21 protein-coding genes are annotated in these 23,342 nt (G+C 51.2%); 9 read left to right on the top strand and 12 right to left on the bottom strand.

Annotation, left to right across the window (positions count from 1 at the left end; translation table 11 throughout):
- Nucleotides 1-143 precede the first annotated feature (143 nt).
- Nucleotides 144-2,945, top strand: coding sequence for an XrtA/PEP-CTERM system TPR-repeat protein PrsT (gene prsT, locus A1332_RS21440; protein WP_064010500.1), 2,802 nt, complete (start codon nt 144-146; stop codon nt 2,943-2,945).
- A 205-nt stretch (nt 2,946-3,150) separates the two neighbouring features.
- Nucleotides 3,151-3,948, top strand: coding sequence for an exosortase-dependent surface protein XDP1 (xdp1, locus tag A1332_RS21435; RefSeq protein ID WP_082879821.1), 798 nt, complete (start codon nt 3,151-3,153; stop codon nt 3,946-3,948).
- Nucleotides 3,949-4,033: 85 nt separating this feature from the next.
- Here xdp1 and argC read toward each other — a convergent pair whose 3' ends face one another.
- Entirely contained in the window at nt 4,034-5,062 is a 1,029-nt protein-coding gene (argC, locus tag A1332_RS21430; protein WP_064010449.1) for an N-acetyl-gamma-glutamyl-phosphate reductase, read from the bottom strand.
- A 78-nt stretch (nt 5,063-5,140) separates the two neighbouring features.
- Between argC and A1332_RS21425 the strand changes: the two genes are divergently transcribed.
- Nucleotides 5,141-6,118 carry an NAD(P)H-quinone oxidoreductase gene (locus A1332_RS21425; RefSeq protein ID WP_064010448.1) on the top strand — a complete coding sequence of 326 codons (978 nt, stop codon included), beginning with the start codon at nt 5,141-5,143 and terminating at the stop codon, nt 6,116-6,118.
- Nucleotides 6,119-6,120: 2 nt separating this feature from the next.
- A complete protein-coding gene (locus A1332_RS21420) occupies nt 6,121-6,966 on the top strand; it encodes a sulfurtransferase (protein ID WP_064010447.1) in 846 nt (281 codons plus the stop codon).
- Between the two features lie 247 nt (nt 6,967-7,213).
- Here A1332_RS21420 and A1332_RS21415 read toward each other — a convergent pair whose 3' ends face one another.
- The 7 genes from A1332_RS21415 to ettA form a co-directional block, all read right to left on the bottom strand.
- Nucleotides 7,214-8,509 carry an adenylosuccinate synthase gene (locus A1332_RS21415; protein ID WP_064010446.1) on the bottom strand — a complete coding sequence of 432 codons (1,296 nt, stop codon included), beginning with the start codon at nt 8,507-8,509 and terminating at the stop codon, nt 7,214-7,216.
- A 43-nt stretch (nt 8,510-8,552) separates the two neighbouring features.
- Nucleotides 8,553-9,749, bottom strand: coding sequence for an ATP phosphoribosyltransferase regulatory subunit (locus A1332_RS21410; protein WP_064010445.1), 1,197 nt, complete (start codon nt 9,747-9,749; stop codon nt 8,553-8,555).
- Nucleotides 9,750-9,820: 71 nt separating this feature from the next.
- Entirely contained in the window at nt 9,821-10,675 is an 855-nt protein-coding gene (gene hflC, locus A1332_RS21405; RefSeq protein WP_064010444.1) for a protease modulator HflC, read from the bottom strand.
- Nucleotide 10,676: 1 nt separating this feature from the next.
- Nucleotides 10,677-11,870 (bottom strand): FtsH protease activity modulator HflK, encoded by a 1,194-nt coding sequence (gene hflK, locus A1332_RS21400; protein WP_064010443.1) that lies wholly within the window; start codon nt 11,868-11,870, stop codon nt 10,677-10,679.
- A gap of 167 nt (nt 11,871-12,037) precedes the next feature.
- Nucleotides 12,038-13,303: a ribosome rescue GTPase HflX gene (gene hflX / locus A1332_RS21395; protein ID WP_064010442.1), complete on the bottom strand. Its 1,266-nt coding sequence runs from the start codon at nt 13,301-13,303 to the stop codon at nt 12,038-12,040.
- Nucleotides 13,304-13,314: 11 nt separating this feature from the next.
- The gene (gene hfq / locus A1332_RS21390) at nt 13,315-13,557 is read right to left on the bottom strand and encodes an RNA chaperone Hfq (RefSeq protein WP_020482487.1); all 243 of its coding nucleotides are present in this window, start codon (nt 13,555-13,557) and stop codon (nt 13,315-13,317) included.
- A 191-nt stretch (nt 13,558-13,748) separates the two neighbouring features.
- Nucleotides 13,749-15,413 carry an energy-dependent translational throttle protein EttA gene (gene ettA / locus A1332_RS21385; RefSeq protein ID WP_064010441.1) on the bottom strand — a complete coding sequence of 555 codons (1,665 nt, stop codon included), beginning with the start codon at nt 15,411-15,413 and terminating at the stop codon, nt 13,749-13,751.
- Between the two features lie 93 nt (nt 15,414-15,506).
- Between ettA and A1332_RS21380 the strand changes: the two genes are divergently transcribed.
- From A1332_RS21380 to A1332_RS21360, 5 genes are read left to right on the top strand one after another with little or no spacing between them, the layout of a single operon-like run.
- Nucleotides 15,507-16,208 carry a TatD family hydrolase gene (locus A1332_RS21380; RefSeq protein WP_064010440.1) on the top strand — a complete coding sequence of 234 codons (702 nt, stop codon included), beginning with the start codon at nt 15,507-15,509 and terminating at the stop codon, nt 16,206-16,208.
- Nucleotides 16,201-16,956: a tRNA threonylcarbamoyladenosine dehydratase gene (locus A1332_RS21375; RefSeq protein ID WP_064010439.1), complete on the top strand. Its 756-nt coding sequence runs from the start codon at nt 16,201-16,203 to the stop codon at nt 16,954-16,956. The genes A1332_RS21380 and A1332_RS21375 overlap by 8 nt, the downstream gene beginning before the upstream one ends.
- The gene (locus A1332_RS21370; RefSeq protein WP_064010438.1) at nt 16,949-17,350 is read left to right on the top strand and encodes a hypothetical protein; all 402 of its coding nucleotides are present in this window, start codon (nt 16,949-16,951) and stop codon (nt 17,348-17,350) included. The genes A1332_RS21375 and A1332_RS21370 overlap by 8 nt, the downstream gene beginning before the upstream one ends.
- 56 nt (nt 17,351-17,406) lie before the next feature.
- On the top strand, nt 17,407-18,324 hold the full coding sequence (locus A1332_RS21365; protein ID WP_064010437.1) for a methyltransferase domain-containing protein: 918 nt from the start codon (nt 17,407-17,409) through the stop codon (nt 18,322-18,324).
- Nucleotides 18,325-18,329: 5 nt separating this feature from the next.
- Nucleotides 18,330-18,740, top strand: a complete 411-nt coding sequence (locus tag A1332_RS21360; protein WP_064010436.1) for a hypothetical protein — start codon at nt 18,330-18,332, stop codon at nt 18,738-18,740.
- A gap of 23 nt (nt 18,741-18,763) precedes the next feature.
- On the opposite strand, the gene A1332_RS21355 is transcribed toward A1332_RS21360, so the two are convergent.
- From A1332_RS21355 to mutL, 4 genes are read right to left on the bottom strand one after another with little or no spacing between them, the layout of a single operon-like run.
- Complete coding sequence (locus A1332_RS21355; RefSeq protein WP_064010435.1) at nt 18,764-19,909, bottom strand: carboxynorspermidine decarboxylase; 1,146 nt, start codon at nt 19,907-19,909, stop codon at nt 18,764-18,766.
- Nucleotides 19,894-20,499 carry a 5-formyltetrahydrofolate cyclo-ligase gene (locus A1332_RS21350; protein ID WP_064010434.1) on the bottom strand — a complete coding sequence of 202 codons (606 nt, stop codon included), beginning with the start codon at nt 20,497-20,499 and terminating at the stop codon, nt 19,894-19,896. The genes A1332_RS21355 and A1332_RS21350 overlap by 16 nt, the downstream gene beginning before the upstream one ends.
- On the bottom strand, nt 20,492-21,430 hold the full coding sequence (miaA, locus tag A1332_RS21345) for a tRNA (adenosine(37)-N6)-dimethylallyltransferase MiaA (protein WP_064010433.1): 939 nt from the start codon (nt 21,428-21,430) through the stop codon (nt 20,492-20,494). Before miaA ends, A1332_RS21350 begins: the two co-directional genes overlap by 8 nt.
- Entirely contained in the window at nt 21,431-23,311 is a 1,881-nt protein-coding gene (mutL, locus tag A1332_RS21340) for a DNA mismatch repair endonuclease MutL (RefSeq protein WP_064010432.1), read from the bottom strand.
- Nucleotides 23,312-23,342 lie beyond the last annotated feature (31 nt).

The raw sequence follows: 23,342 nt of genomic DNA, 5'->3' as shown, positions 1-23,342 counted from the left end.
TAAAAACAGCTACTTAAATAATCACAGTCAAGTTTTTGACGACAAGAAGACGGCCGCTAGTTCCGGACTGGTGACGAATTGGCTTTGCGACTATGCTATGTGCACACTTGAGCAACCCCACTTTCGTTATGCGCAAAAATCCGATGAAATCCAATTTCCCGTTAAATAAACTGCTGCTGATTCTGGCACTCAACCCCGTGCAGATAAGCTTTGCTGATGACATCCAGGCCGGAAAGTTTTACGAAGAGGCTCTACAGTCGTACAGAAGTCAAAATAACGCCGAAGCCATCATCCAGTTGAAGAATGCGCTACAGCAAAATGAAAGATATGTTTCGGCTCACATGCTGCTTGGCGAAATTTACTTGCAACAGAAATCGTTGACGGAAGCAGAAGTCCAACTCAGCTTAGCCAAACAACTGGGCGCGGATCCGTCTTTAATAGCGGAAAACCTGGCCAAGCTTTACACCTACCAAATCCGCTATAACGACCTACTGAAGGAAATCGATCCAGCGCAGTTTAACAGTGGATTACGCCCGGTTTTGCATGTTTACCGCGGTAATGCGTATCTGCAACTCAATTTGATTAGTGAAGCGCTGAACGAATTCGACATTGCATTGCAAATTGCTCCCAACCAGGTTAACGCCGCAATCGGGCGCGCCAACGCGCTGTTAAAGCGGGGTGATATTAAAGGCGCCGATCAAGCCGCCGAGAAAGCCATACAAATGCAAGCAAATGATGCCGGCGTTTGGTATGCAAAAGGTTCGATTAAGCATGCCACCATGGAACTGGATGAAGCGCTAAAGTTTTACGACAAGGCGATTGAGCTAAACCCCGATCATGTTGACACTCGACTTGCCAGAGCGGGCCTTTTAATGGACTTAAAGCAAGACGAGCGGGCACGGCAAGATTTGGAATATATACGCCAGGCTTATCCATTCGAACCGAAAGCAGCCTATCTGCATGCGGTTTTACTCGAGCGCAATAATCAGAGAGAAGCGGCGACCAAGGAATTGGAAGTGGCAGCCGACATCATCACCGGTATCAAACCGGAATATTTATCGGCACATGGCCCGACTTTAATGCTCTCCGGCTTGGTTAACTACAGCCTGCAACGGTTTGACCTGGCAGCGGAGTATTTGCGTCTGTATGTAAAGCAATACCCGGAACAATCAGGTACGTATAAGTTGCTGGCCACCATACTGTTACAAAAAGACGAACCCGAACAAGCAATTGATCTGCTCCGCCCGATGCAAATCCGCAATCCCCAGGATCAGCGTTTGGCATTTTTATTGGGAAGTGCTTTCATGAAGGCCGGCAAACACGATATGGCCAATAATATGTTTGGAAAAGCCGCTGCGTTAAGCAATGACAGTGGCAGCCTGCAAACCGAAATTGGCCTGAACAGATTGGCAATGGGGCAGGAACAAGCGGCCGTTCAAGACCTTGAAGTGGCATTCAAAAAGAATCCGGATGCGATTCAGGCAGGTATTCCTCTCGTGGCTCTTTACATGAGCCGTGGTGAACCGGAAAAAGCGTTAAAAACCGCACAAGCGCTACATGAGAAAGCGTCGAAAAACTTTACACTACTAAATCTACTGGGGACCGCTCAAGTCAATACCGGGCAGTACAAACTGGCGCGGCAAAGTTTCGAGAAGGCGATTGAACTGAACCCCAATTTTCTCGACGCACAAATTAACCTAAGTAAACTGGACGTTGGCGAGAACAAACTTGATCAAGCCCGACAGCGCCTGCAAACCTTACAGCAGAATCACCCGGAAGACATTGATATTCTCATTGAATTAGCCAAAGTCGAACAAAGCGCCGGACGTTATCAGGCAGCCAATGATTGGCTAGCAAAAGCGAAGATGATGGACCAGAAGTCATTACCGACACTTTTGGCTTTGGTTGAGCTAAATCTGAAGATGGGCAAAGCTGCTGAGGCTAATGCCGCCGCACAAGCTGCGGAAATGATCGACAAGAACAATCCTCAGGTTATCGACGCTCTGGCTAGAAGCTACTTAGCTAACAACAACAAGGAGAAAGCCTTAGGGGTGTTTATCCGCATGGCAGACCAAGCCCGGTTTAATGTCAAACAACTTTACAAAGCTGCTCGTTATCAAATAGATGCAGGCGATTATTTTGAAGCTATAAAGACCTTGAAGAAAGCAGTTTTGGTTGACGAAAATCATATACCTTCGCAAATTGCCTTGGTGGAGATGGAACTGAACCATGGGAAACCGGTATTTGCATTAAACCGCGCAGAAAGCCTGCTAAAACAATATCCAAAACGCGCTTTTCCTCACCAGCTGTTGGGAAACATTGCCGATCATGACAAAAACCTTAGTTTGGCCAATAGTCATTACCAAGCGGCTTTTGAGTTGGAGCCTGACACAACATCATTGATACAGCTCTATGAAAACTTGAAAACAATCAACCAGCCGGACAAAGCCTTTAATTTACTGGAGCAGTGGATAAAAAAGCATCCACAAGACCAACTGCCGATGGCCGCCTTCGCGAACGAATTACTGAAAAGCGGAAAGTTTAAAGAGGCAGAGAAGTACTACGTCGAGCTATTGAAACAATTCCCCAACGAACCGCAATTCCTGAACAACCTTGCCTACGTGTATCTCAATACCGGCAACGACAAAGCCTTGTCTCTGGCTGAACAGGCCCATAAACTGGCCCCTGATCAACCGGCGACGAACGATACCTTGGGCTGGATTCTCGTTAACACGGGACAAATAGAACAGGGTCTTCATTACTTACGAAACGCACACTCTCTACTCTCGCAAGATCCTGAGATCCGCTACCATATCGCTGTCGCGCTAAATCAGTTGCAACGTCAGGAAGAGGCTAAGCAAGAATTGGAAGAAGCGCTAAAAGGCGACGCTATTTTCAATGGCCGTGAACAAGCCAAAGCACTGCTTGAAAAACTCCGCAGATAGTCGATTTTTTAAAATATGTCGTAATTTTTTACACCGTACACAACCGCTGGTCCTATTTACTAACGAAGCAATGATTAAGCAATTGTATTCTAATAATAAATTTACTATGGCCCACTAAGTGCTTATTAATAAATAGACCGTAATTCTTTGTTTATGGCCAATAGTACAATGGTTATTTCCAGACCGGCGAAGACAATAACGGAAAATGAAATTCGAAAAATGTGAGGACATTATGACCCGAAAATATTTGGCTATAACAGCCCTGTTGCTGGCCCCATGGTCGGTTAACGCCACGGTGTGGACTATAAACAGTACTAGCTCAGTGACACCGGCAGGCATCCAAAGTATGGGTGCATACTCAGTCGGGACTACAAGTACTTCAACTTTTTCGCCAGCCACATTGGCTTGGTACGGCAGTGCTAACGGCTTGGGCGTGCTCAGCGGATCCGAGACGACGAAAAGCTTTCCAGACCATGCGGTTGATAACAGTGGCAGAATCGAAGCCGTACTTTTTCGGTTTGATGGCAGCACCATTTTAGACAAACTGACTGTCGGCTGGCCGGATACCACAGCCTACGATTCGGATATTTCGGTTATTAGGTATACCGGTGCAGTACCAGCTACTGGACCACTTACTGGTGCAGCAGATATTTCCGGAAAAAGTATTTCCGGTCTTCTTAGTAACAGCTGGGAATTCGTAGGTAGTTACAATACAGTAGGAGACGTAGCTGAAGACATCAACCCAAGCAACCTGTCTTCAAGTCTTTGGTTGATTAGCGCTTATAGCAGCAGCTGGGGTTCGGGTAAAGGCGATCCCTCCAGCCAGTTGAATAACAGCAACGACTACTTCAAGCTTACTCAACTTGTCGGTACAGCAGGCGGCAGTGGCGGTGGCGGTGGCGGCGGTGTTGGCAGCGTTCCGGAACCTACCAGCTTGTTGTTATTAGCTAGCGGCATGTTGGGCTGGAGAATGAATCGCAAAAGCCAAACGATAGCTGCTTAAACCGCTAACGTTCTCGCAATAAAAAACCGCCTCCCGAATTGAACCGGAAGGCGGTTTTTTTATGTGCCATGCTTGTTAGTACAGCTTAAGGATATAAAGCAACGGTCTCTAAAGACTCATACTCAGGCAACCCAAACATTAAATTCATAGCCTGCACCGCTTGCCCAGACGCGCCTTTCACCAAGTTATCAATCACCGACAAAATCACCACGGTATCGCCGCCTTGCGGTTGATGCACTGCAATCTGACAGCGATTGCTGCCGCGAACATTACGAGTATCGGCATGACTGCCACCCGGCAACACATCCACAAATCTTTCTTCGCGATACTTCTCTTCAAACAGATTTTGCAAATCCAGCTTCCGGTTCAATCGCGCATAAAGCGTCGCGTGAATACCGCGTATCATCGGCGTCAGATGCGGCACGAAAGTTAAACCTACCGCCTGCTTGGCGACATTTTGCAAACCCTGCCTGATTTCCGGCAAATGTCTATGCCCGCCGACCGCGTAGGCTTTAAAACTCTCACCTGCTTCACTCATCAGAGACGATATTTCCGCCTTGCGTCCTGCGCCGCTGACACCGGATTTTACATCGGCGATTAAATGCTGCTCATCAATCGCTCCGGCCTCCAATAACGGCAAAAATCCCAGTTGCACGGCAGTCGGATAGCATCCAGGACAAGCAATCAAACAAGCTTGCTTAATTTGCTCGCGATTGATTTCCGGCAAACCATAGACAGCTTCGGCGATCAAATCCGGACTGGCGTGCTGCATGCCGTACCACTTTTCCCATTCTTGCCGGTCTTTAATCCGGAAATCGGCAGACAAATCGATAACTTTGATGCCGAGCGCCAGCAACGCCTCAGCCATCAGCATGGCGGTGCCGTTTGGCGTGGCGAAAAACACCACATCGCAGTCTTTTAAATTATCCAACTCCGGCAGGGCAAACTTCACATCGCAATAGCCCCTAAGGCTGGGATACAACTGATCCAATCGCAGTCCGGCATCGGCGCGGGACGTCACGACGCTGACCTCGACCTGAGGATGCAATACCAAAATTCTTAACAATTCGACGCCGGTGTACCCGGTACCGCCGACAATCCCTGCACGTATCATGAATGTTCTCGTTGAAAAAATACTGTTAGTCAAATGCGGCGCATATAATACGACACTCTCCCCGCAAAGCTTAACATCATGCGCGCCCTCGAGATTTATCGCACCGCAGAGTTCACCGATTTAATCGAAACGGATCAGCCACTACCCTCTCCCGGCTCGGATCAAGTCTTGATAAAAGCGGTTGCAGCCGGCGTAAACCGCCCGGACCTGATGCAGCGCAAAGGCTTGTATCCACCGCCGCCAGGCGCATCCACTGTTCTCGGCTTGGAAGTGTCAGGCACTATCGAAGCAATTGGGAGCGAAGTAACTGGATTTAAAGTTGGCGACCCGGTTTGCGCATTGTTGACGGGTGGTGGCTATGCGGAGTATTGCCTGGCAAGCGTCTGTTGCTGTCTGCCCATACCGAAGGGCTTGAGTTTTATTCAAGCCGCCGCGTTACCGGAAACTTTTTTTACGGTCTGGAGCAATATTTTCGACCGCGCGAAACTGCAAGCCGGCGAAAGCTTGTTAGTACATGGAGGTACCAGCGGTATCGGCACCACTGCCATTCAACTCGGTAGAGCCTTCGGCAGCCAGGTCATCGTCACCGCGGGCAGCCAAGAAAAATGCGAGTATTGCCAGAAACTAGGTGCTGATCTAGCGATTAATTACCGGCAACAAGACTTTGTCGAAGCCGTTATGCATCACACCGACGACAAAGGCGTTGACGTTGTTTTAGACATGATCGGCGGCGACTACTTGCCCCGCAACTTGAAATGCCTCTCTCTTGATGGCCGTTTACAACAGATTGCCATTCAAAACGGCAGCAAGAGCGAAATCAATTTAGCATCCGTGCTGATGAAACGGCTAACCATTGCCGGCACGACCTTACGTCCCCGCAGCGACGAGTTCAAGGCTAAAATAGCTGAGCAGTTGCTTGAAAAAGTCTGGCCGCTACTGGAATCCGGCCAACTCGAACCCATCATCGATTCGGTTTTTCCGCTGGCCATGGCTGCCCAAGCCCACGAACGTATGGAAAGCAGCCAACATATCGGTAAAATTATTTTGGAGGTATAAGCATGTCCTACACCACGCTGGTTTCCGCAGAGACTTTAGCTACCAACCTTAACACCCCGGATTGGCGAATATTCGATTGCCGATTCTCTCTGGCCGATGTGACTGCTGGGCAGAAAGCCTATCGACAAGGCCATATTCCCGGCGCTCGCTTTGCCGATTTAAACCAGGATTTGTCGTCGCCAGTGCGATCCTATACCGGTCGCCACCCACTTCCCGACTTTTCACTATTAGGCAAAAAGCTGGGCGACTGGGGTGTGAACAACCGCAGCCAAATAGTGGTGTATGACGATGCCGGCGGCGCGTTTGCCGGCCGGATGTGGTGGCTGCTGCGCACGATGGGCCATACTCAGGTCGCAGTATTGGATGGCGGATTTGGACATTGGAAAAAACGAGGCTTGCCGGTCACAACCAAGTTACCACAGATTACCGCAAGCCAATTCCGCATCTATCTGGACAATCAACAATGGCTTAACGCCAATCAAGTTTCGGATGGCTTGGCGACACGAAACATTACCTTGATAGATGCCCGAACGCCTGAACGCTTCCATGGCCAACAAGAACCGATAGACCCTGTAGCCGGCCACGTACCCAAAGCACTGAACCGGCCCTTGCAAACTAATCTGGATAAATCTGGATTATTTTTACCCGCCGACCAGTTAAACCAGCAATTTAGCAAGCTGCTTGCCCCTTACCCTGCCGAGCAAGTAGTACACATGTGCGGATCAGGCGTGACAGCCTGTCATAACCTGTTAGCAATGGAGGTTGCAGGACTAAGTGGTTCGAAACTTTACGCCGGCTCGTGGAGCGAATGGATCACCAACCGGAATAGACCGGTCGCAACCGATTGAATCGGTGTCATCAAAGACAACAAGAGTGTTTATGGGATTATCCTATTAACCCGGCCCATAAATATCGTCGCTCCCGCGAAGGCGAAAGTCCAGCGGCTATATTGGATTCGCTGCGCGGTCTAACGGCTCCCACCTTCGCGGGAATGACGATTCCAGGAAATTTAAGGGCCGAGCTAATAACCAGTTTTACTAACTGGGCAGATTAGACAAGACGCTGAATGTATTCAGCGTCTTAAATGCTTAAGCGTTAAGCCTGGAATGGATTTTCCAAGACTATAGTTTCGTTCCGGTCTGGGCCGGTAGACAAGATCGTTACTTTTACGCCAACCAACGCCTCAATTCGGGCGATGTAGGCTTTGGCATTTTCCGGCAATTGCGCAAAATCGGTAACGCCGGCCGTAGTACCGGTCCAACCCGGCATTTCCTCAATGACCGCTTCACAGGCAGCGTATTGATCAGCACCCAGCGGCGCGGTTTCAGTAATTTGACCATTAATCTTGTAAGCGGTGCAGATACCAATTTTATCCAGGCCATCCAGCACATCCAGTTTGGTCAGACAAATGCCGCTCAAGCTATTTAATTGAGCCGATTTACGCATCGATACCGCATCGAACCAGCCGCAACGGCGCTTGCGACCTGTCGTGGCACCAAACTCGTGACCTTTCACGCCCAGATGCTCACCGTAGTTATCCAGCAATTCGGTTGGAAACGGACCGTTGCCCACTCGAGTGGAATAGGCTTTGGTAATACCCAACACATAATCCAGCGCCAAAGGCCCCACGCCGGTACCGGTGGCAGCTCCGCCAGCAGTGGTATTGGATGAAGTAACATAGGGATAAGTACCGTGATCAATATCCAGCAGTGCGCCCTGCGCACCTTCGAACAGCACGTTCTCACCTTGGTTTTGATAGCTGTAGATAGCCTCCCCAACATCGGTCAGCATCGGCTTGATTATCTCGCCCAAGCGCAAGGTATTCGCCAGCACCGCGTCATAATCCACAGGCTCGGCATGATAATAATGGGTCAACATGAAGTTGTGATAATCGACCAGCTCTTTTAAGCGAGCGGCAAATTCCTCGCTGTTGCGCAAATCACCGGCTCGCAAGCCGCGTCTGGCCACCTTGTCTTCGTAAGCTGGACCAATACCGCGACCGGTAGTACCGATAGCTTTGCTGCCACGGGCTTTTTCGCGGGCCTGATCGATAGCGACGTGTATCGGCAGAATCAATGCGCAGGCTTCGCTGATTTGCAATCTATGCCGAACCGGAACGCCAGATTTTTCCAGAATCTCGATTTCCTTCAATAGCGCTTCCGGACACAGGACCACGCCGTTACCTATCATGCATTGGACGCCTTCGCGCAAAACCCCTGAAGGGATCAGATGCAACACCGTTTTTTCGCCGTTAATCACCAAGGTGTGACCGGCATTGTGGCCGCCTTGAAAGCGCACCACCGCAGCGGCTTGTTCGGTTAAAAGATCGACCAGCTTACCTTTACCTTCATCGCCCCATTGCGTGCCGATAACAACAACATTCTTTCCCATATTATCTAACCTTAAACTAGTGGTTTAACGACAGCTTATTGATCTAACGACAGCTTATTGATTTAACAACCCAGCGTTGATTGTGTTTTTCTAAAATAGCATTGCAGCCCTGTTGTTCAGCGCCGCCTTGTTGTTCCGGCAGATGTTGAATCACCGCCACACCCTGCGCACGCAAATCTCTGACGGCTTCCCGCAAATCGGCGTCTTCGGTAAAGGGCGCAAACACCACCTGTGCCGCTTCGTCATCGACTTTATACATGCCCGCCAATACTTTCAAATCTGCGCTGAAACCGGTAGCCGCTCGCGCTCGTCCGAAAACTTCGCCGATGTTATCGTAACGGCCGCCGCGGGCTATTTCTTTGCCTAGAGCAGGCACAAACGCCGCGAACACCATGCCGGTATGATAGTGATAACCGCGTAACTCGGCCAAATCGAAACTGACTGTTAACCCCGGATAATCGCGACGTAATTTATCGGATATACCGCGTAAATCGGCCAAAGCGCCAGCAATTTCATCGGCACCGGCAAAACCGGTTAATAATGCTTTAGCCTTGTCCAGTATATCCCTGCCGCCATTCAGCTTCGGCAAGGCATTGAATATGTCTTTGTAACGTGCGTCAATCTCAAACTCGGCAAGCAATTCCGCCAATTCGGTTCTGGCCTTGCGTTGCAAAACGTCGAACAATTCGGCTTCCTGTTGCGGATTTAGACCGGCATGTTCGGCCAAGGCCCGGTAGATAGCAACATGCCCCAAATCCAGATGCACATTTTGCAAACCGCTGATCGCCAGCATTTCCAACATCAGCTGGATGACTTCGTAGTCGCTTTCCAAGCCGGCATGACCATATAGCTCTGCGCCAATCTGCATCGGGCTGCGGCTTTTTTCCAAGGGATCCCCCAAGGTATGCAGCACCGTGCCGGCATAGCACAGCCTGGTTGGGCCGTCGTGCTGAAAGTGATGCGCATCGATTCGGGCTACTTGCGGCGTCATATCCGCCCGCACGCCCAACATTTCTCCGCTCAATTGATCGGTCAGCTTAAAAGTCTGTAAATCCAGGTCATGCCCGGAGCCGATCAGCAAGGAATGCAGAAAGTCTACAAATGGTGGAATAACCAACTGGTAACCCCAGCAGGCAAAAGTATCCAGCAGCTTTCTACGTAACTTCTCAAGATGCGCCGCCTGTTCCGGCAATACTTCAGTAATACCTTCCGGCAATAGCCAGGTGTCTTTTTTTTGCATTTTGTCTGTCTCAAACACAGCAAACGCCCCGCATGGCGGGGCGTTTGACTACACGTAATCCAAATGGGGGGTTATTTCTGATTCTTGAAATATTTGAAGAAGTCGGAATTCGGCTCCAGCACCATGATGTTGCCGGATTTACCCAAGCTTTCCTTGTAAGCAATCAGACTGCGGTAGAAAGCGAAGAAATCGCTGTCCTCGCTATACGCTTTGGCGAAAATATCGGCGGCTTTCGCATCGCCTTCACCGCGCATAACCTCCGAATCGCGATAAGCATTCGCCAAAATGATCTCCCGCTGTTTATCGGCATCGGCTCGAATCCGCTCGGCGGCTTCCGAACCTTGGGAACGAAACTCCCGAGCAACTCGGGCCCGTTCAGCTTCCATCCTTTGGTAAACCGAAGTACTAACTTCAGCAGGCAAATCGATGCGCTTGACCTGCACGTCAACGATAGTAATGCCCAATTTCGCGGCATGCGGCGATACATTAGTAATCAAGGCGTCACGAATCGCACTACGATCGGTGGACACCAATTGTTTGATCTCGCGTTTGCTGAACTCGCTACGTGCGGAATCTTTGATGATTTGATCGAGACGAATATTGGCCTGATTCACATCACCGGCAACGGTGGTATAAAAGGTTTTAACATCGCCAATCCGCCATTTCACGAAAGAATCGACAATAACGTTTTTCTTTTCCGCTGTCAAAAAGCGCTCAGGCGTCGAATCCATCGTCAGGATTCGGGCGTCGAATTTTTTAACGTTGTTAATGAAAGGCAATTTAAGGTGCATTCCCGGTTGGAAATCGGCACCCACAATCTCGCCTAACTGAAATTTAATTACGCGCTCGGTTTCCGCCACGGTAAATACCGACATCGAGAGCAAGACCACTATTGCGCCAACTGCGACTAAAATCTTATTTCCCATCTTAGCGTCCTCTCACATCGCGTTCACGGCTTGACGCACGCACATCGGTTTTAATTTCTTTCACGGGTTGAGACGTTAAAGAAACTGGTTCGTGACTGATTACTGGTGCCGGCGCGGCGTCCTCGACAGCCTTGTTCGCCAACTTCTCCAGCGGCAGATACATAATGTTGTTACCGCCTTTAACATCAACCAGTACGTTGTTGGAGCGGCCCAGAACCAACTCCATCGCTTCGATATACATACGCTGCTTGGTTACAGCCGGCGCTTTTTTGTATTCCGTTAACAATTGCGAGAAGCGGCTGACATCACCATTCGCGCGGGCAATCACTTTTTCTTTATAACCTTCGGACTCTTGCACGATACGTGAAGCCGCACCGCGCGCCTTAGGCACCACATCGTTCGAATACGCTTCCGCTTCGTTAATCAAACGCTGCTTGTCTTCCCGCGCCTTGATCGCGTCTTCGAAAGAACCTTGCACTTGTTCGGGCGGCTGCGCGTCTTGCAAATTGACGCTGGTGATCAATATACCGGTTTTGTACGCATCCATTACCGACTGAATTTCCGATTTAATCGCCAGCACGATGTCGCTACGGCCTTCGGTCAGCACAAAGTCCATATCGCTACGACCGATTACACCGCGCTGCACGCTTTCGGTAACTTGTTTTAGAGTTGAGGCTGGATCCAGGACGTTAAACGCATAATCCTTGGCGTCCTTAACTTGGTATTGGACAGCCAGACGGACGTCGACGATATTTTCGTCTTTAGTCAGCATCATCGCTTCCTTGGGCACTGAGCCCATACCCTGCCCGCCGCCGGAGCGGTAACCCACTTCGATAAAGCGTTGTTGCTCGACATTGATGACCGCTACCTGCTCTACAGGCGACGGGATATGCCAGTTCAGACCCGGCTGAGTGGTATTGACATAGGCACCAAAGCGGGTGACCACGCCACGTGTACCTTCGTCCACGGTATAAAACCCGCTCAAACCCCAGAGGACCAGTGCACCGGCAGCCAGCAAACCGACGCCTTTCATTGACGGCCCGCTGCCGAGACCACCTTTGGAACCGCCACCGAAAATACCGCCCAGTTTGTCCTGTAGCGAACGAATTACCTCGTCCAAATCGGGTGGATCATTCTTATCATTACGACCACTCCAGGGGTCTTTTTTACCACCGCCGGGTTCATTCCAAGACATACCAAACACTCCAATAATTGGATTTGAAAACTCTAGAGCTGCATCTCGTAAGGACAAGCTGCTCGATCACTCGAAGCCTTGGCTTGTCTATGCGAAAAACCGCCATTCTATCGTAAGTTAGCCATTTCCGAGCAAATAACTAGGTGATTGTTCCGGCAATCGGCCAGTTAAACCTGCTCATGAACATCAATACCCTTCAACAAGCCCAAATGCTTTTTGTCGATTTCTATCGTCAATTCGCAGTCGCCGCTATCGTTATTTACTTCGTCGATTATTTTCACAAAAGTAAATAACTTAGCCTTTAATCCTACTTGGCCGGCTGGCAAATAGCATTTTCGAATCACCTTGCTGCTAGCAAATAACTCGGACAAGGCCTGCTGCAACAAATCACAGCCTACCCCGTTTTGCGCGGAAATCCAGACGCTGACGGGTTTACCGTCGGCATCGTAGTCAATGTGCGGCGCAACATCCTCGAGTAAATCGATTTTGTTTAAAACCATCAACTGTGGGATTTTGGCGGCATCAATATCATTTAAAACTTGGTTAACCTGATAGATCGTGTCTTCACGATCTTCAGCGGCTGCATCGATCACATGCAACAGTAAATCCGCCTCACTGGCTTCCTGCAAAGTGGATCGGAATGCCGCCACCAATTCATGCGGCAAATGCCGAATAAAGCCAACGGTATCCGCCAAAATGATTTCGCCACCATTACTGAGCGACAATTGCCGCAAGGTAGGATCCAGAGTGGCAAACAATTGATCCGCCGCATAAATACCGGCACCGGTTAACGTATTAAACAGCGTCGACTTACCGGCATTGGTATATCCAACCAGGGATACGGTAGGAATTTCGGCCTTTTTACGCTTACTGCGGCCTTGATGGCGCTGCTTTTCAACCTTACCTAGGCGCTGTTGAATCTGCTTGATGCGTACAGCCAGCAACCGCCTGTCAGTCTCCAGCTGCGTTTCACCCGGACCGCGCAAACCAATACCGCCTTTTTGCCGCTCCAAATGCGTCCAGCCGCGAATCAATCGGGTAGACAGATGTTTGAGCTGCGCCAGTTCGACCTGCAATTTACCTTCGAAGGTTTGCGCCCGCTGCGCAAAAATATCCAGAATCAGGCCGTTGCGATCGACCACCCGAACTTCCAACGCTTTTTCCAGATTGCGCTCTTGGCTGGGTGTTAGCGGATGATTGACAATAACGATATTGGCTTCGTGCTCGATGATCGCCGCCCTGATTTCTTCAACCTTACCAGTGCCAACGAAATATTTCGGATCAGGCCGATACCGGCTTCCAGTTACTACATGAGTGGGTTGGGCGCCTGCGGATTTGGTTAGTTCTTTCAGCTCGTCGAGGTCTTCTTGACCAGCTTGCAAATTGAGGTGAACGAGAATGGCTCGTTCACCCGCATCGGGACGTTCAAACAAAAAATAACCTCTTAGCTTTCATCGCTAACGTCGGGGTCACGGTGCATTGTGACATTTTTGCCGGGAACGATAGTGGATATGGCGTGCTTGTAAACCATTTGATTCACAGTGTTTTTCAGCATCACCACGTATTGGTCGAAAGAATCGACGCGGCCTTGCAGTTTGATACCGTTCACCAAAAAAATTGACACGGGAGTGTGTTCTTTTCTGAGGGCATTCAAAAAGTTGTCCTGCAAGTTTTGTGCTTTCGACATCCTATTTCTCCTTATTATTGTTCGGTGCGCTATTAATACATTACCCGCTACACCCGCCAATTTCAACACGCGGGGTTCGGATCAATAAAAAACTTTTAATGACTTTGGGACTGGTCTGCGCTATTTCAAGTTCAATCTGATCTTAATTAGCAAAGCCGTTGCAAAAATAACAACGGCTGCTTAAGTTCAGCTTAGCCGATTTTTTTATATTTGAGACGATGCGGGTTATCGGCATCGGTGCCCAAACGACGATGCCTATCGGCTTCGTAATCCGCGTAATTACCTTCAAACCACACCACTTCACTATCGCCTTCGAATGCCAACATGTGTGTGGCAATACGATCCAAAAACCAACGATCATGCGAAATCACCACCGCGCAACCGGGGAACGCCAGCAAGGCCTCTTCAAGTGCCCGCAAGGTTTCCACGTCCAAATCGTTAGTTGGCTCGTCAAGCAGCAACACGTTGCCGCCGCTTTTCAACAGCTTGGCCAAGTGTACGCGGTTGCGTTCGCCGCCGGACAATTCGCCGATGCGTTTTTGCTGATCTCCGCCTTTAAAATTGAAGCGGCCGATATAAGCCCGCGACGGAGTCTCGTATTTGCCGACCGTGATCATGTCCAAACCGTCTGAGATTTCTTCCCAAACCGTCTTGTTGTTATCCATGTCATCGCGCAACTGGTCCACATAAGCCATCTGCACGGTTTGGCCGAATTTGATGTCGCCGGAATCCGGTTTCTCAAAACCAGCCATCATCCGAAACAGCGTGGTTTTACCAGCCCCATTAGGCCCGATAATACCGACAATCCCACCCGGCGGCAGTTTGAAACTGAGATTGTTGATCAACAATCTATCGCCAAAACCTTTACTGATGTTATCGACTTCGATCACTACATCGCCCAGACGCGGACCGGGTGGAATATAAATTTCCTGGGTCTCGTTACGTTTTTGCGTTTCGACCGACGACAACTCTTCAAAACGCGCCAAACGTGCCTTGCTCTTCGCGTGCCGGCCTTTTTGGTTGGAACGCACCCACTCCAATTCGGCTTTCATGGCTTTTTGCCGAGAAGATTCCTGTTTTTCCTCCAACTCCAGGCGTTTTTCCTTTTGTTCCAGCCAGGACGAATAATTGCCTTCCCAGGGAATACCCATGCCACGGTCCAGCTCCAAGATCCAGCCGGCCACATTATCAAGGAAGTATCTATCATGGGTTACCGCTACCACGGTGCCGGGATAGTCATGCAGGAAGCGCTCCAGCCAGGCCACCGATTCGGCATCCAAATGGTTGGTAGGTTCGTCGAGCAACAACATATCGGGCTTGGACAGCAATAAACGGCACAGCGCCACCCGGCGCTTTTCACCACCGGACAATTTAGTGACATCGGCATCCCAATCCGGCAGGCGCAAGGCATCCGCAGCCACTTCCAGCGTACGTTCCAGATTATGACCGTCACAGGCGTTAATAATGTCTTCCAGCTTGGCCTGCTCGGCGGCAAGCGCGTCAAAATCAGCGTCGGCATCGGCGTAAGCGGCGTAGACCGCGTCTAACCTGGCCAGTACGTCTTTGATTTCCGCAACGGCTTCTTCGATATTGCCGCGCACGGTCTTATTCGGATCGAGTTGTGGTTCCTGAGGCAGATAGCCGATTTTGGTACCTTTCAGCGGAATCGCTTCACCTTCAATTTCCTTGTCGATGCCGGCCATGATGCGCAGCAGCGTGGATTTACCGGAACCATTCAAGCCCAATACACCGATTTTCGCGCCGGGAAAAAACGATAGGGAAATATCCTTAAGAATATGCTTTTTGGGCGGTACGATCTTGCCGACCCGGTTCATCGAGAAAATATATTGCGCCATTGTTTTTCTGCTGAAGAAATAAAATAGCATTATACCGTGCGATAACGGTTTTTTAAGGGTGTTAATTTTTATCGAGTAACAGGTGGCAATTCAATGAAAATTGAAACAGGTCTAGAAGCGCTGAGCTTAGCCGATGTCTACATTGACATCCATTGCCACCAAACCGGCGCAAATCAGACCATTGAAGTGATCAGCATCGGCACCAAGGATTTCGACACCGCGGCAACGCCAGACGGTTTCTACAGCCTGGGCTTGCACCCCTGGCATCTCGACCAAGAAGACACGCAAACAGCTTTAGGGAAAATTAGTGCGGCAGGTATGGACCCAAACCTACTGGCAATCGGCGAATGCGGACTGGATAATGCTATTTTTGCAGCTTTGGCAACACAAGCCACAGCATTCGTAAGCCAAATCAATCTAGCCAACCAACTTGGCAAGCCGCTGATCATCCATTGCGTACGCGCCTTTAACGAGCTGATCCGGATTAAAAAATCCACGCCAAACGCCAAGACACCCTGGATCATTCACGGCTTTAACGGCAACCCTGCCCTAGCCGAGCAATTGATAAGACACGGGTTTTATCTGTCCTTTGGGACCGCCTTGCTGAATCCTCGCAGTCATGCCGGAGAAGCACTAAGCCGAACGCCGTTTGATCGCGTATTTCTGGAAACCGACGCTGCGAATGTATCCATTGACGCGATATACGCCGCTGCGGCTAAAATGCTCGGCCTCGACAATGCCTCTTTGCGGCAACACATCATGAGCAATTTCAAACGAGTATTTCTGAATGACTAATCTAAGCTGGCTGTCCCGTACCGAACTGTTGATCGGCAAGCCCAAACTCGACAAGCTACAGCAATCTCATGTGTTGGTGGTTGGCATGGGCGGTGTGGGCTCGTTTGCGGCCGAATTTATCTGCCGGGCCGGGGTTGGCGCGATGACTATCGTCGATGGCGATGTGGTCGATCCCAGTAATCGCAACCGGCAGTTGCCGGCACTATCGACCACGCACGGTCAGTCCAAGGCTGACATCATGGGCGAGCGCTTGCTGGCGATCAATCCCGAGTTAAAACTGACCATCAAACACGAATTCATCACCCCCGATACCGCCGACGCGCTATTGAGCCGGCATTACGACTACGTGGTAGACGCCATCGACAGTCTGACGCCAAAAATCACGCTGATTCGCGCCGCCAAAGCCCGCAACATGAAAATCGTCAGCTCCATGGGCGCTGGCGGCAAGATGGACCCGACCCATTTGAAAGTGGTGGACATCTCCAAAACCTATAACTGCCCGTTTGCGCAATTCATCCGCACCCGCCTGCGCAAACACGGCATCAGCCGTGGCGTGAAGGTGGTGTTTTCGCCGGAAGTGGTCAATAAAGATTCCTTGATGTTTACCGACGGCAGTAATTATAAAAAGTCGGCTTACGGCACCATCTCTTATTTGCCCGCTGCATTCGGCGGCGTCTGCGCTTCGGTGGTAATCCGCAATTTGATTCACGATCCAGCCCACTCGACCCATAACAAACATCATGGCTAAACCACCCACCCGCCCGGCGGATTCGCTGTTGGTCAATCCAGGCAAAAGCTCGCGATTGCTGGAGATGCGGCAGCGCGCGGCCACGGCAAATCAGCCGGCACCCGCGCCTACTCAAGCCAATTTCAAAGCAAAGGATGAAAACGTGAGTCCGGAACTGGCCTTGGCTAGGCAATTGATCGATCAACGCTTAAACGAAATTCTGGCAGCGCTACCGGTCGGCAAACAGCGAAGCCTATTCAAGATTCGCTTTGGGATGGAACCGGAGCAAATCAAAGCGTTACCAATTAAACAGATATTTTCTATGCTGGAAATCAATCACCCGCAATTCAACAATCTATCGGCTAACATGAAGCAAGTCGCCGATCTGAATTATAATGGCCGGCAACCCAACTAATCCGGCCGTTTCCATTGTCTTACGCTCAGCCGTCCCTTTCCTCACTTCCCGCTACGATGTACACCCTAGAACCCAATCAAGATTACCGCGACCAAAGCCTGCGCGATAACGCCGAATTATCCAGCACCGAACTGCAAGCCGACGCCGCCAAACACTACGACGACTGTTACAACGATTATCTGGTGGCCTGGTGCAACCGCGACAATCTGGCCTTGCATTACGGCTATTGGGACGAAACTAAGCCGTATGACCAACATCAAGCTCTGCTGAACAAAAACCAAGTTCTTTATGACAAAGCGGGTATCCAAGCCAGCGATAAAGTGCTGGATGCCGGGTGCGGGATCGGTGGCAGTACAATCTGGATGGCTAAACAGCATGGCAATCAGGTTACCGGCATTACCATCAGTGCCAAGCAAGCCGCTTATGCCCGCCAGCACGCCAAGCGCCACGGTGTGGCCGAACTAGTCGATTTCAAAGTCGCGGATTTTTGCGCCACGCCCTTCCCGGATGCCTCGTTTGATGTGGTCTGGGCCTTGGAAAGCTCCTGTCATGCTTTACACAAAGGGGAGTTTTTAAGAGAAGCCTGGCGGGTACTCCGTCCCGGCGGGAGAATTGTGGTCTGCGACGGCTTTGTGTTGCAAAGGCAGTTTAACCAACAGCAATGGGCGGCGGTGGTGACCTGCTTAAACGGCTGGGCTGTGCCAAATCTGTGCGCGCGCGACGAATTCACCGGTCTGTTGGAGCAACAAGGTTTTCAAGCCATCGTTTGCCACGACATCACCGCACAAACCCAGGCCTCCGTCGAACACATGTTCAAAGTAGCCAAACGCCTGAAACCGGTACAGACTATCAGCGAATGGCTGGGGTTACGCTCCAAGGCGCAAACCGCCAATTATCTGGTGGGTTTGGCGCAACATCAGTTGTTTACCGAAAAACTGACAGAATATTGCATTTTTACTGCACAAAAGGCTTAAACAAGATGCCGATGGTTTTACCGCATTTGAAGTTTCTAATCCTGTTTACAATATTGGGCTGCGGCGCAATGGGTTGCGCCAGCGTACCGGCCAATAGCCAGCACGACAGCTTTGCCGACTACGCCGAATCGGTATTCCGTCACCAGAGCACGGTATTAAGTCGACTCATGATGCTCAGTGAAGCCGATCTTTTACCGGACAACGAGAGCTTTGCAAATACAGAAGAAGCGATGCACGACGCCTGCCATCTCCTTAACGAATATGCCGAACGGGAAAGCGAAGGCGAAAGCATGAGTCTGCGTTTTAAAGCCAAGGTGCAAGCCAGCATCGAGAGTTGCGATGCCAGTATTCAAAAAATGGAAGCCTTAATGGCCGGCCTGGACCAGTACCAAGCGCCGCCGCACGCGCACCCTTAGACAAAAAACCGGTTTCATCAAAGTTAATTGCCGTCGTTTGTCCATTGCCGGCGATAATCATCGAAATCGTGACGCGTGAGGATTGTTGCCTGCCCTTGAGCTAAGGCATAAACATCCGGCAAGTTGTAGCCGTTAAAGCGATTGGCCTTGATCAAGGAATACGCACCGACATCGGCAAACACTAGTTTGTCGCCCACTTCCGGGATTTGCTGGAACCTGTATTCCCCAAATACATCGCCAGCCAGACAGGTCGATCCCGCCAAAATTGCCGTCCGCTCGCCGGCATTTTCGTCCTCCAGCAAGCACGGTTTGCGCTGATATTCGAACACTTCCGGATGATGATTCACTGAGGTGTCCAAGATCAACACCTCCTTACCGTCGCTAACAAATCGGTCCAGCACGGTCGTCACGATATACCCAGCGTTGCCAACCAAGGCCTTGCCCGGCTCCAAATACACATCGACGCCGAACTCAACTCTGAGCCTTTGAATCAATTCGACGATCTGCGCCTGATCCGCGATGCCGTGATACAAATAACCGCCCCCCAAATTCAGCCATTCAAGCTGGCTGCGTTTCAGAATCGGCAGCAATTTTTCCAGGGTTTGTTGCAACGGCGCAAAATCCTGACAAGCGAACACCGTATGAAAATGCAGCCCTTCGATATCGGCCGGCAAACCGTCTTGTAGTAACTCAATATCCACACCCAATTTGGAATGCGGCCGACACGGGTCGTAGCGCTGATCGTCGGCAAATGATAACTTTGGATTAACGCGCAAGCCTTTCGAATACGAGCGGGCCAACCCATGCAAACGTTGAAACTGCGACAGCGAATTGAAGCTGATGTGACTGCAAAGCTTGCCCAGTTCGGGAAACTCATCCGGACGCATGCCGGGCGTGGTCAGATGGATGCTGCCGCCACTTTCACCCAAAACCTCTTTTGCCAAGCGCGCTTCGAACAAAGAACTGACCGATATGCCGTCCACTCTCCCAGACAGCAACACCAGTAAAGACGCCAAAGGTAGCGCTTTCATCGAATACAAAATCTTGCAATCCGTGGCCTGCCGCAAGGCCAGCAAGGGTTGCAAATTGGCAAGTACTTGCTCTTCATCCAGCACAAAAGCCGGCGAACTGGGAATGAACCGTTTCAATTCTGCTAGGTTCTCCGACATGTGCGTCCCTTCCCTGAATAAATCGCCTGCTCGGTGACCACAAAATCCATGAATACATCGTACTCATCCATTACAACCTGCGGCAATAGTTGGGCTTCGTAGCTAATCGCCGCCAATACCGCGTCGGGCCGGACTTTTTGCAGTAGACGGTCGTAATAACCGGCGCCGTTACCCAAGCGTCCGCCCTGTTTATCGAACGCCACGCCTGGCACGATGATCGCATCCAGTTCATCGACACTCACTTGCTTTGCAGGCTCTAGCCAACGTTCGCGAGGCGGCTCAAGAATATTCCACATGCCCGGTTGCAGTTCTTCGATAGACTTCAGATACCATAACCCCAGTTGTTTCTGGCCCTCGGAATCAACGGTGCAATAGGGTACGACGATGCCCTTACCGCAGCCCAATTCAGTAGCGACGGCCGACAAGGTCCGCACTTCAGAACGACAATTTAGATACCACATCACTGTCCGCGCGGATTGATACCAGGGCTGCTCCACGACGCGCCGACAAATTTCGACACTGATCGCATCCTTATCGGCCTGAGCGTTGCGCGCTAGGTAAGCGATTTGGCGTTGTTCAGCTTTATTCATGGTTACGGCAGTAGGCCAAGGCTTGCTCAAGCAAGCCTTCAGAGCCAGTGATCAAATGATGGGCATCCTGTTCCTTACGCAGCCAGGTAAATTGGCGCTTGGCCAGTTGCCGGGTGGCGATGATGGCTTTGTCGCGCATTGTCGCCATATCGTATTCGCCGCTTAGATAAGACCACGCTTGCCGGTAACCGACACAGCGTATCGATGGCATGCTTTCGTCCATATCGCCGCGTTGCCATAAAGCCTGGACCTCGTCGAGAAAGCCTTGCGCCAGCATCTGGTCGAAACGCTCGGCGATTTTGGCGTGTAAGGTACTACGCTGCTCGGGCGCTACGATCAGCTTGATAAACCGAAAGGGATGCTCAGCGTCTTGATTGGCGTCGAAAAAACTGGATAGCGGTCGGCCGCTGATTTCATAAACTTCCAAGGCCCGCTGAATGCGTTGCGGATCGTTGACATGAATCCGCGCCGCCGCTTGCGGATCGACTTGCGCCAGACGGGCATGCAACACCTCCTTACCCAAGTCTTGCAATACCTGATCTAATCGCTGGCGTATCTCCGGATCGGCTTCAGGCAATTGCGCCAAACCCTGCGTCAAGGCGCTGAAGTACAACATGGTGCCGCCGACTAACAAGGGCAATTTGCCGCGCTCCGTAATATCTGCCATCAACTCCAAAGCGCGGTTGCGGAATTGGCCGGTGGAAAACGCTTCGCGGGGATCGAGAATATCGATCAAATGATGCGACACTCCAGCTCGCTCCGCCAGCGTGGGCTTGGCGGTGCCGATGTCCATGCCTTTGTAGACCAAGGCCGAATCGACGCTGATAATCTCGGCATTCATGGCTTGCGCCATCGCCACGCCAAGCGCGGTTTTACCGGATGCGGTCGGCCCCATCAACAGGATGGCCGACGGCTTTTTTATCTCACTCATTTATTGGCCGCGCATGAAAAACCGGTCCAAATCCTGATGACTCAGCGCCACCCAGGTCGGCCGGCCATGGTTGCATTGACCGATACGCTCGGTCTGCTCCATGTCGCGCAACAAGGCGTTCATTTCCTCGATGCTGAGTTTGCGCTTGGCGCGCACCGAGCTATGACAAGCCATGGTCGCCAAAATCGCATTAAGACTTTCCTGGGCTTTATGACTGACGCCGTGGGTGGCCAGATCGGCCAGAATATCGCGCACCAACTGATCAACATCGGCTTTTGCCAACAAGGCCGGCGTGGCTCTCAACACCACGGCTTCCGGGCCGGAGCGGTTGATTTCAAAACCCAAACCCGTAAAAAATTCATGCTCTTGCTCGGCCAAGTCGGCCTCGGCGGCGGTGACTTGTAACTTGATAGGCAGCAACAGCGGCTGGGAGACAATGGCTCGATTCAGATAATGTTGTTTCAGCCGTTCATACGTCACCCGTTCGTGGGCGGCGTGGGCGTCGACCAAAATGATGCCTGAGGCCGTCTCGGCCAGGATGTAAATATTGTGGATATGCGCCAGCGCAAACCCCAAGGGCGGCATCGCCGATTCTATGGCGGGCTGAGTTGGGTTGGCGCGGTCGGTCTGCGGATAAAGTTTGCCGTAAGCCTTGATTTGCTCTGCCACATCGGACAAATTCGCCCGCTCGGGCGGGTAGCGATAAGCGCCGAATGCCTCGGGCGCGGTTCTTTGCTGAATACTATCCAAACCGGGTTCCGGCAAGGTCAGCGGCAAGGACGTTTGTTGATTCAACGGCGTTCTTAGCGGCGCTACCGAAGTTTGTGTTTCCGAAAAATCGGCGGCTATTTCGATCTGCTGCGCAACTTGCGTACCGCCGGGTCGTTGATCGGCCAAGCTGCGGTGTAAAGCCTGAAACAGAAAATCGTGCACCATCCGCCCTTCCCTAAACCGCACTTCCAGCTTGGTTGGATGCGCATTGACATCTACCAAGGCCGGATCGAGTTCCAAGTACAAGACAAACACCGGATGCCTGCCGTGGTACAACACATCCTGATAAGCCTGTTTCACCGCATGGGCGACCAATCGGTCCTTGATCAGCCGGCCATTGACGTAAAAAAACTGCATATCCTGCTGGCTGCGGGAGAAAGTAGGCAAGCCGACCCAACCGTGCAGATGCAGACCGGACGCCGCGAAATCGATCTTCACGCTGTTCTCAACAAAAGCCGAGCCGCAAATCGCGGCGATGCGTTTTTCCTGAGCGTCCTGTGTCGCGGCGGGCTTGAGATTCAGCACTTCACGCTGATTGTGATTCAACACAAAGCCGACATCGAAACGTGCCAAAGCCAACTTTTGGATCAGGCTCTCGATATGGGTAAATTCGGTCTTTTCGGCTTTTAAAAACTTGCGGCGGGCCGGCGTGTTGTAAAACAGGTCACGCACATCCACCGTGGTGCCGAGCGGATGCGGATCGGGTTGCGGATCGAAATTTTGCTCGGTGCCATCGGCACTGACTTGCCAGGCGCATTCGGCATCGGCGGTGCGGGAAATCAAGGTCAAGCGTGCCACCGAGCTGATGCTGGGCAAGGCCTCGCCGCGAAAACCCATGCTGATCACACGTTCCAAATCGTCCAAGGAAGCAATCTTACTGGTCGCATGCCGGGATAATGCCAGTGCCAAATCGTCTTTGACGATGCCGCAGCCGTTATCGCGAATTTTGATTTGCCGCGCCCCACCCTGTTCCACATCAATCTGAATCTGCGTCGCGCCGGCATCAAAACAATTTTCCACCAGCTCTTTGACCACGGACGCCGGGCGCTCGACCACCTCGCCGGCGGCGATTTGATTGACTAATTGAGTGGGTAAGGCGTGAATCCGCATCGGCTGCGCTCGGGAAAAAGCGCGTATTTTA

Origin of the sequence: Methylomonas methanica (assembly GCF_001644035.1) — a bacterium.
GTDB lineage: Bacteria > Pseudomonadota > Gammaproteobacteria > Methylococcales > Methylomonadaceae > Methylomonas > Methylomonas methanica_A.
Note: the sequence above shows the minus strand (reverse complement) of the source record. Positions and strands in the feature narration are given on the sequence as shown.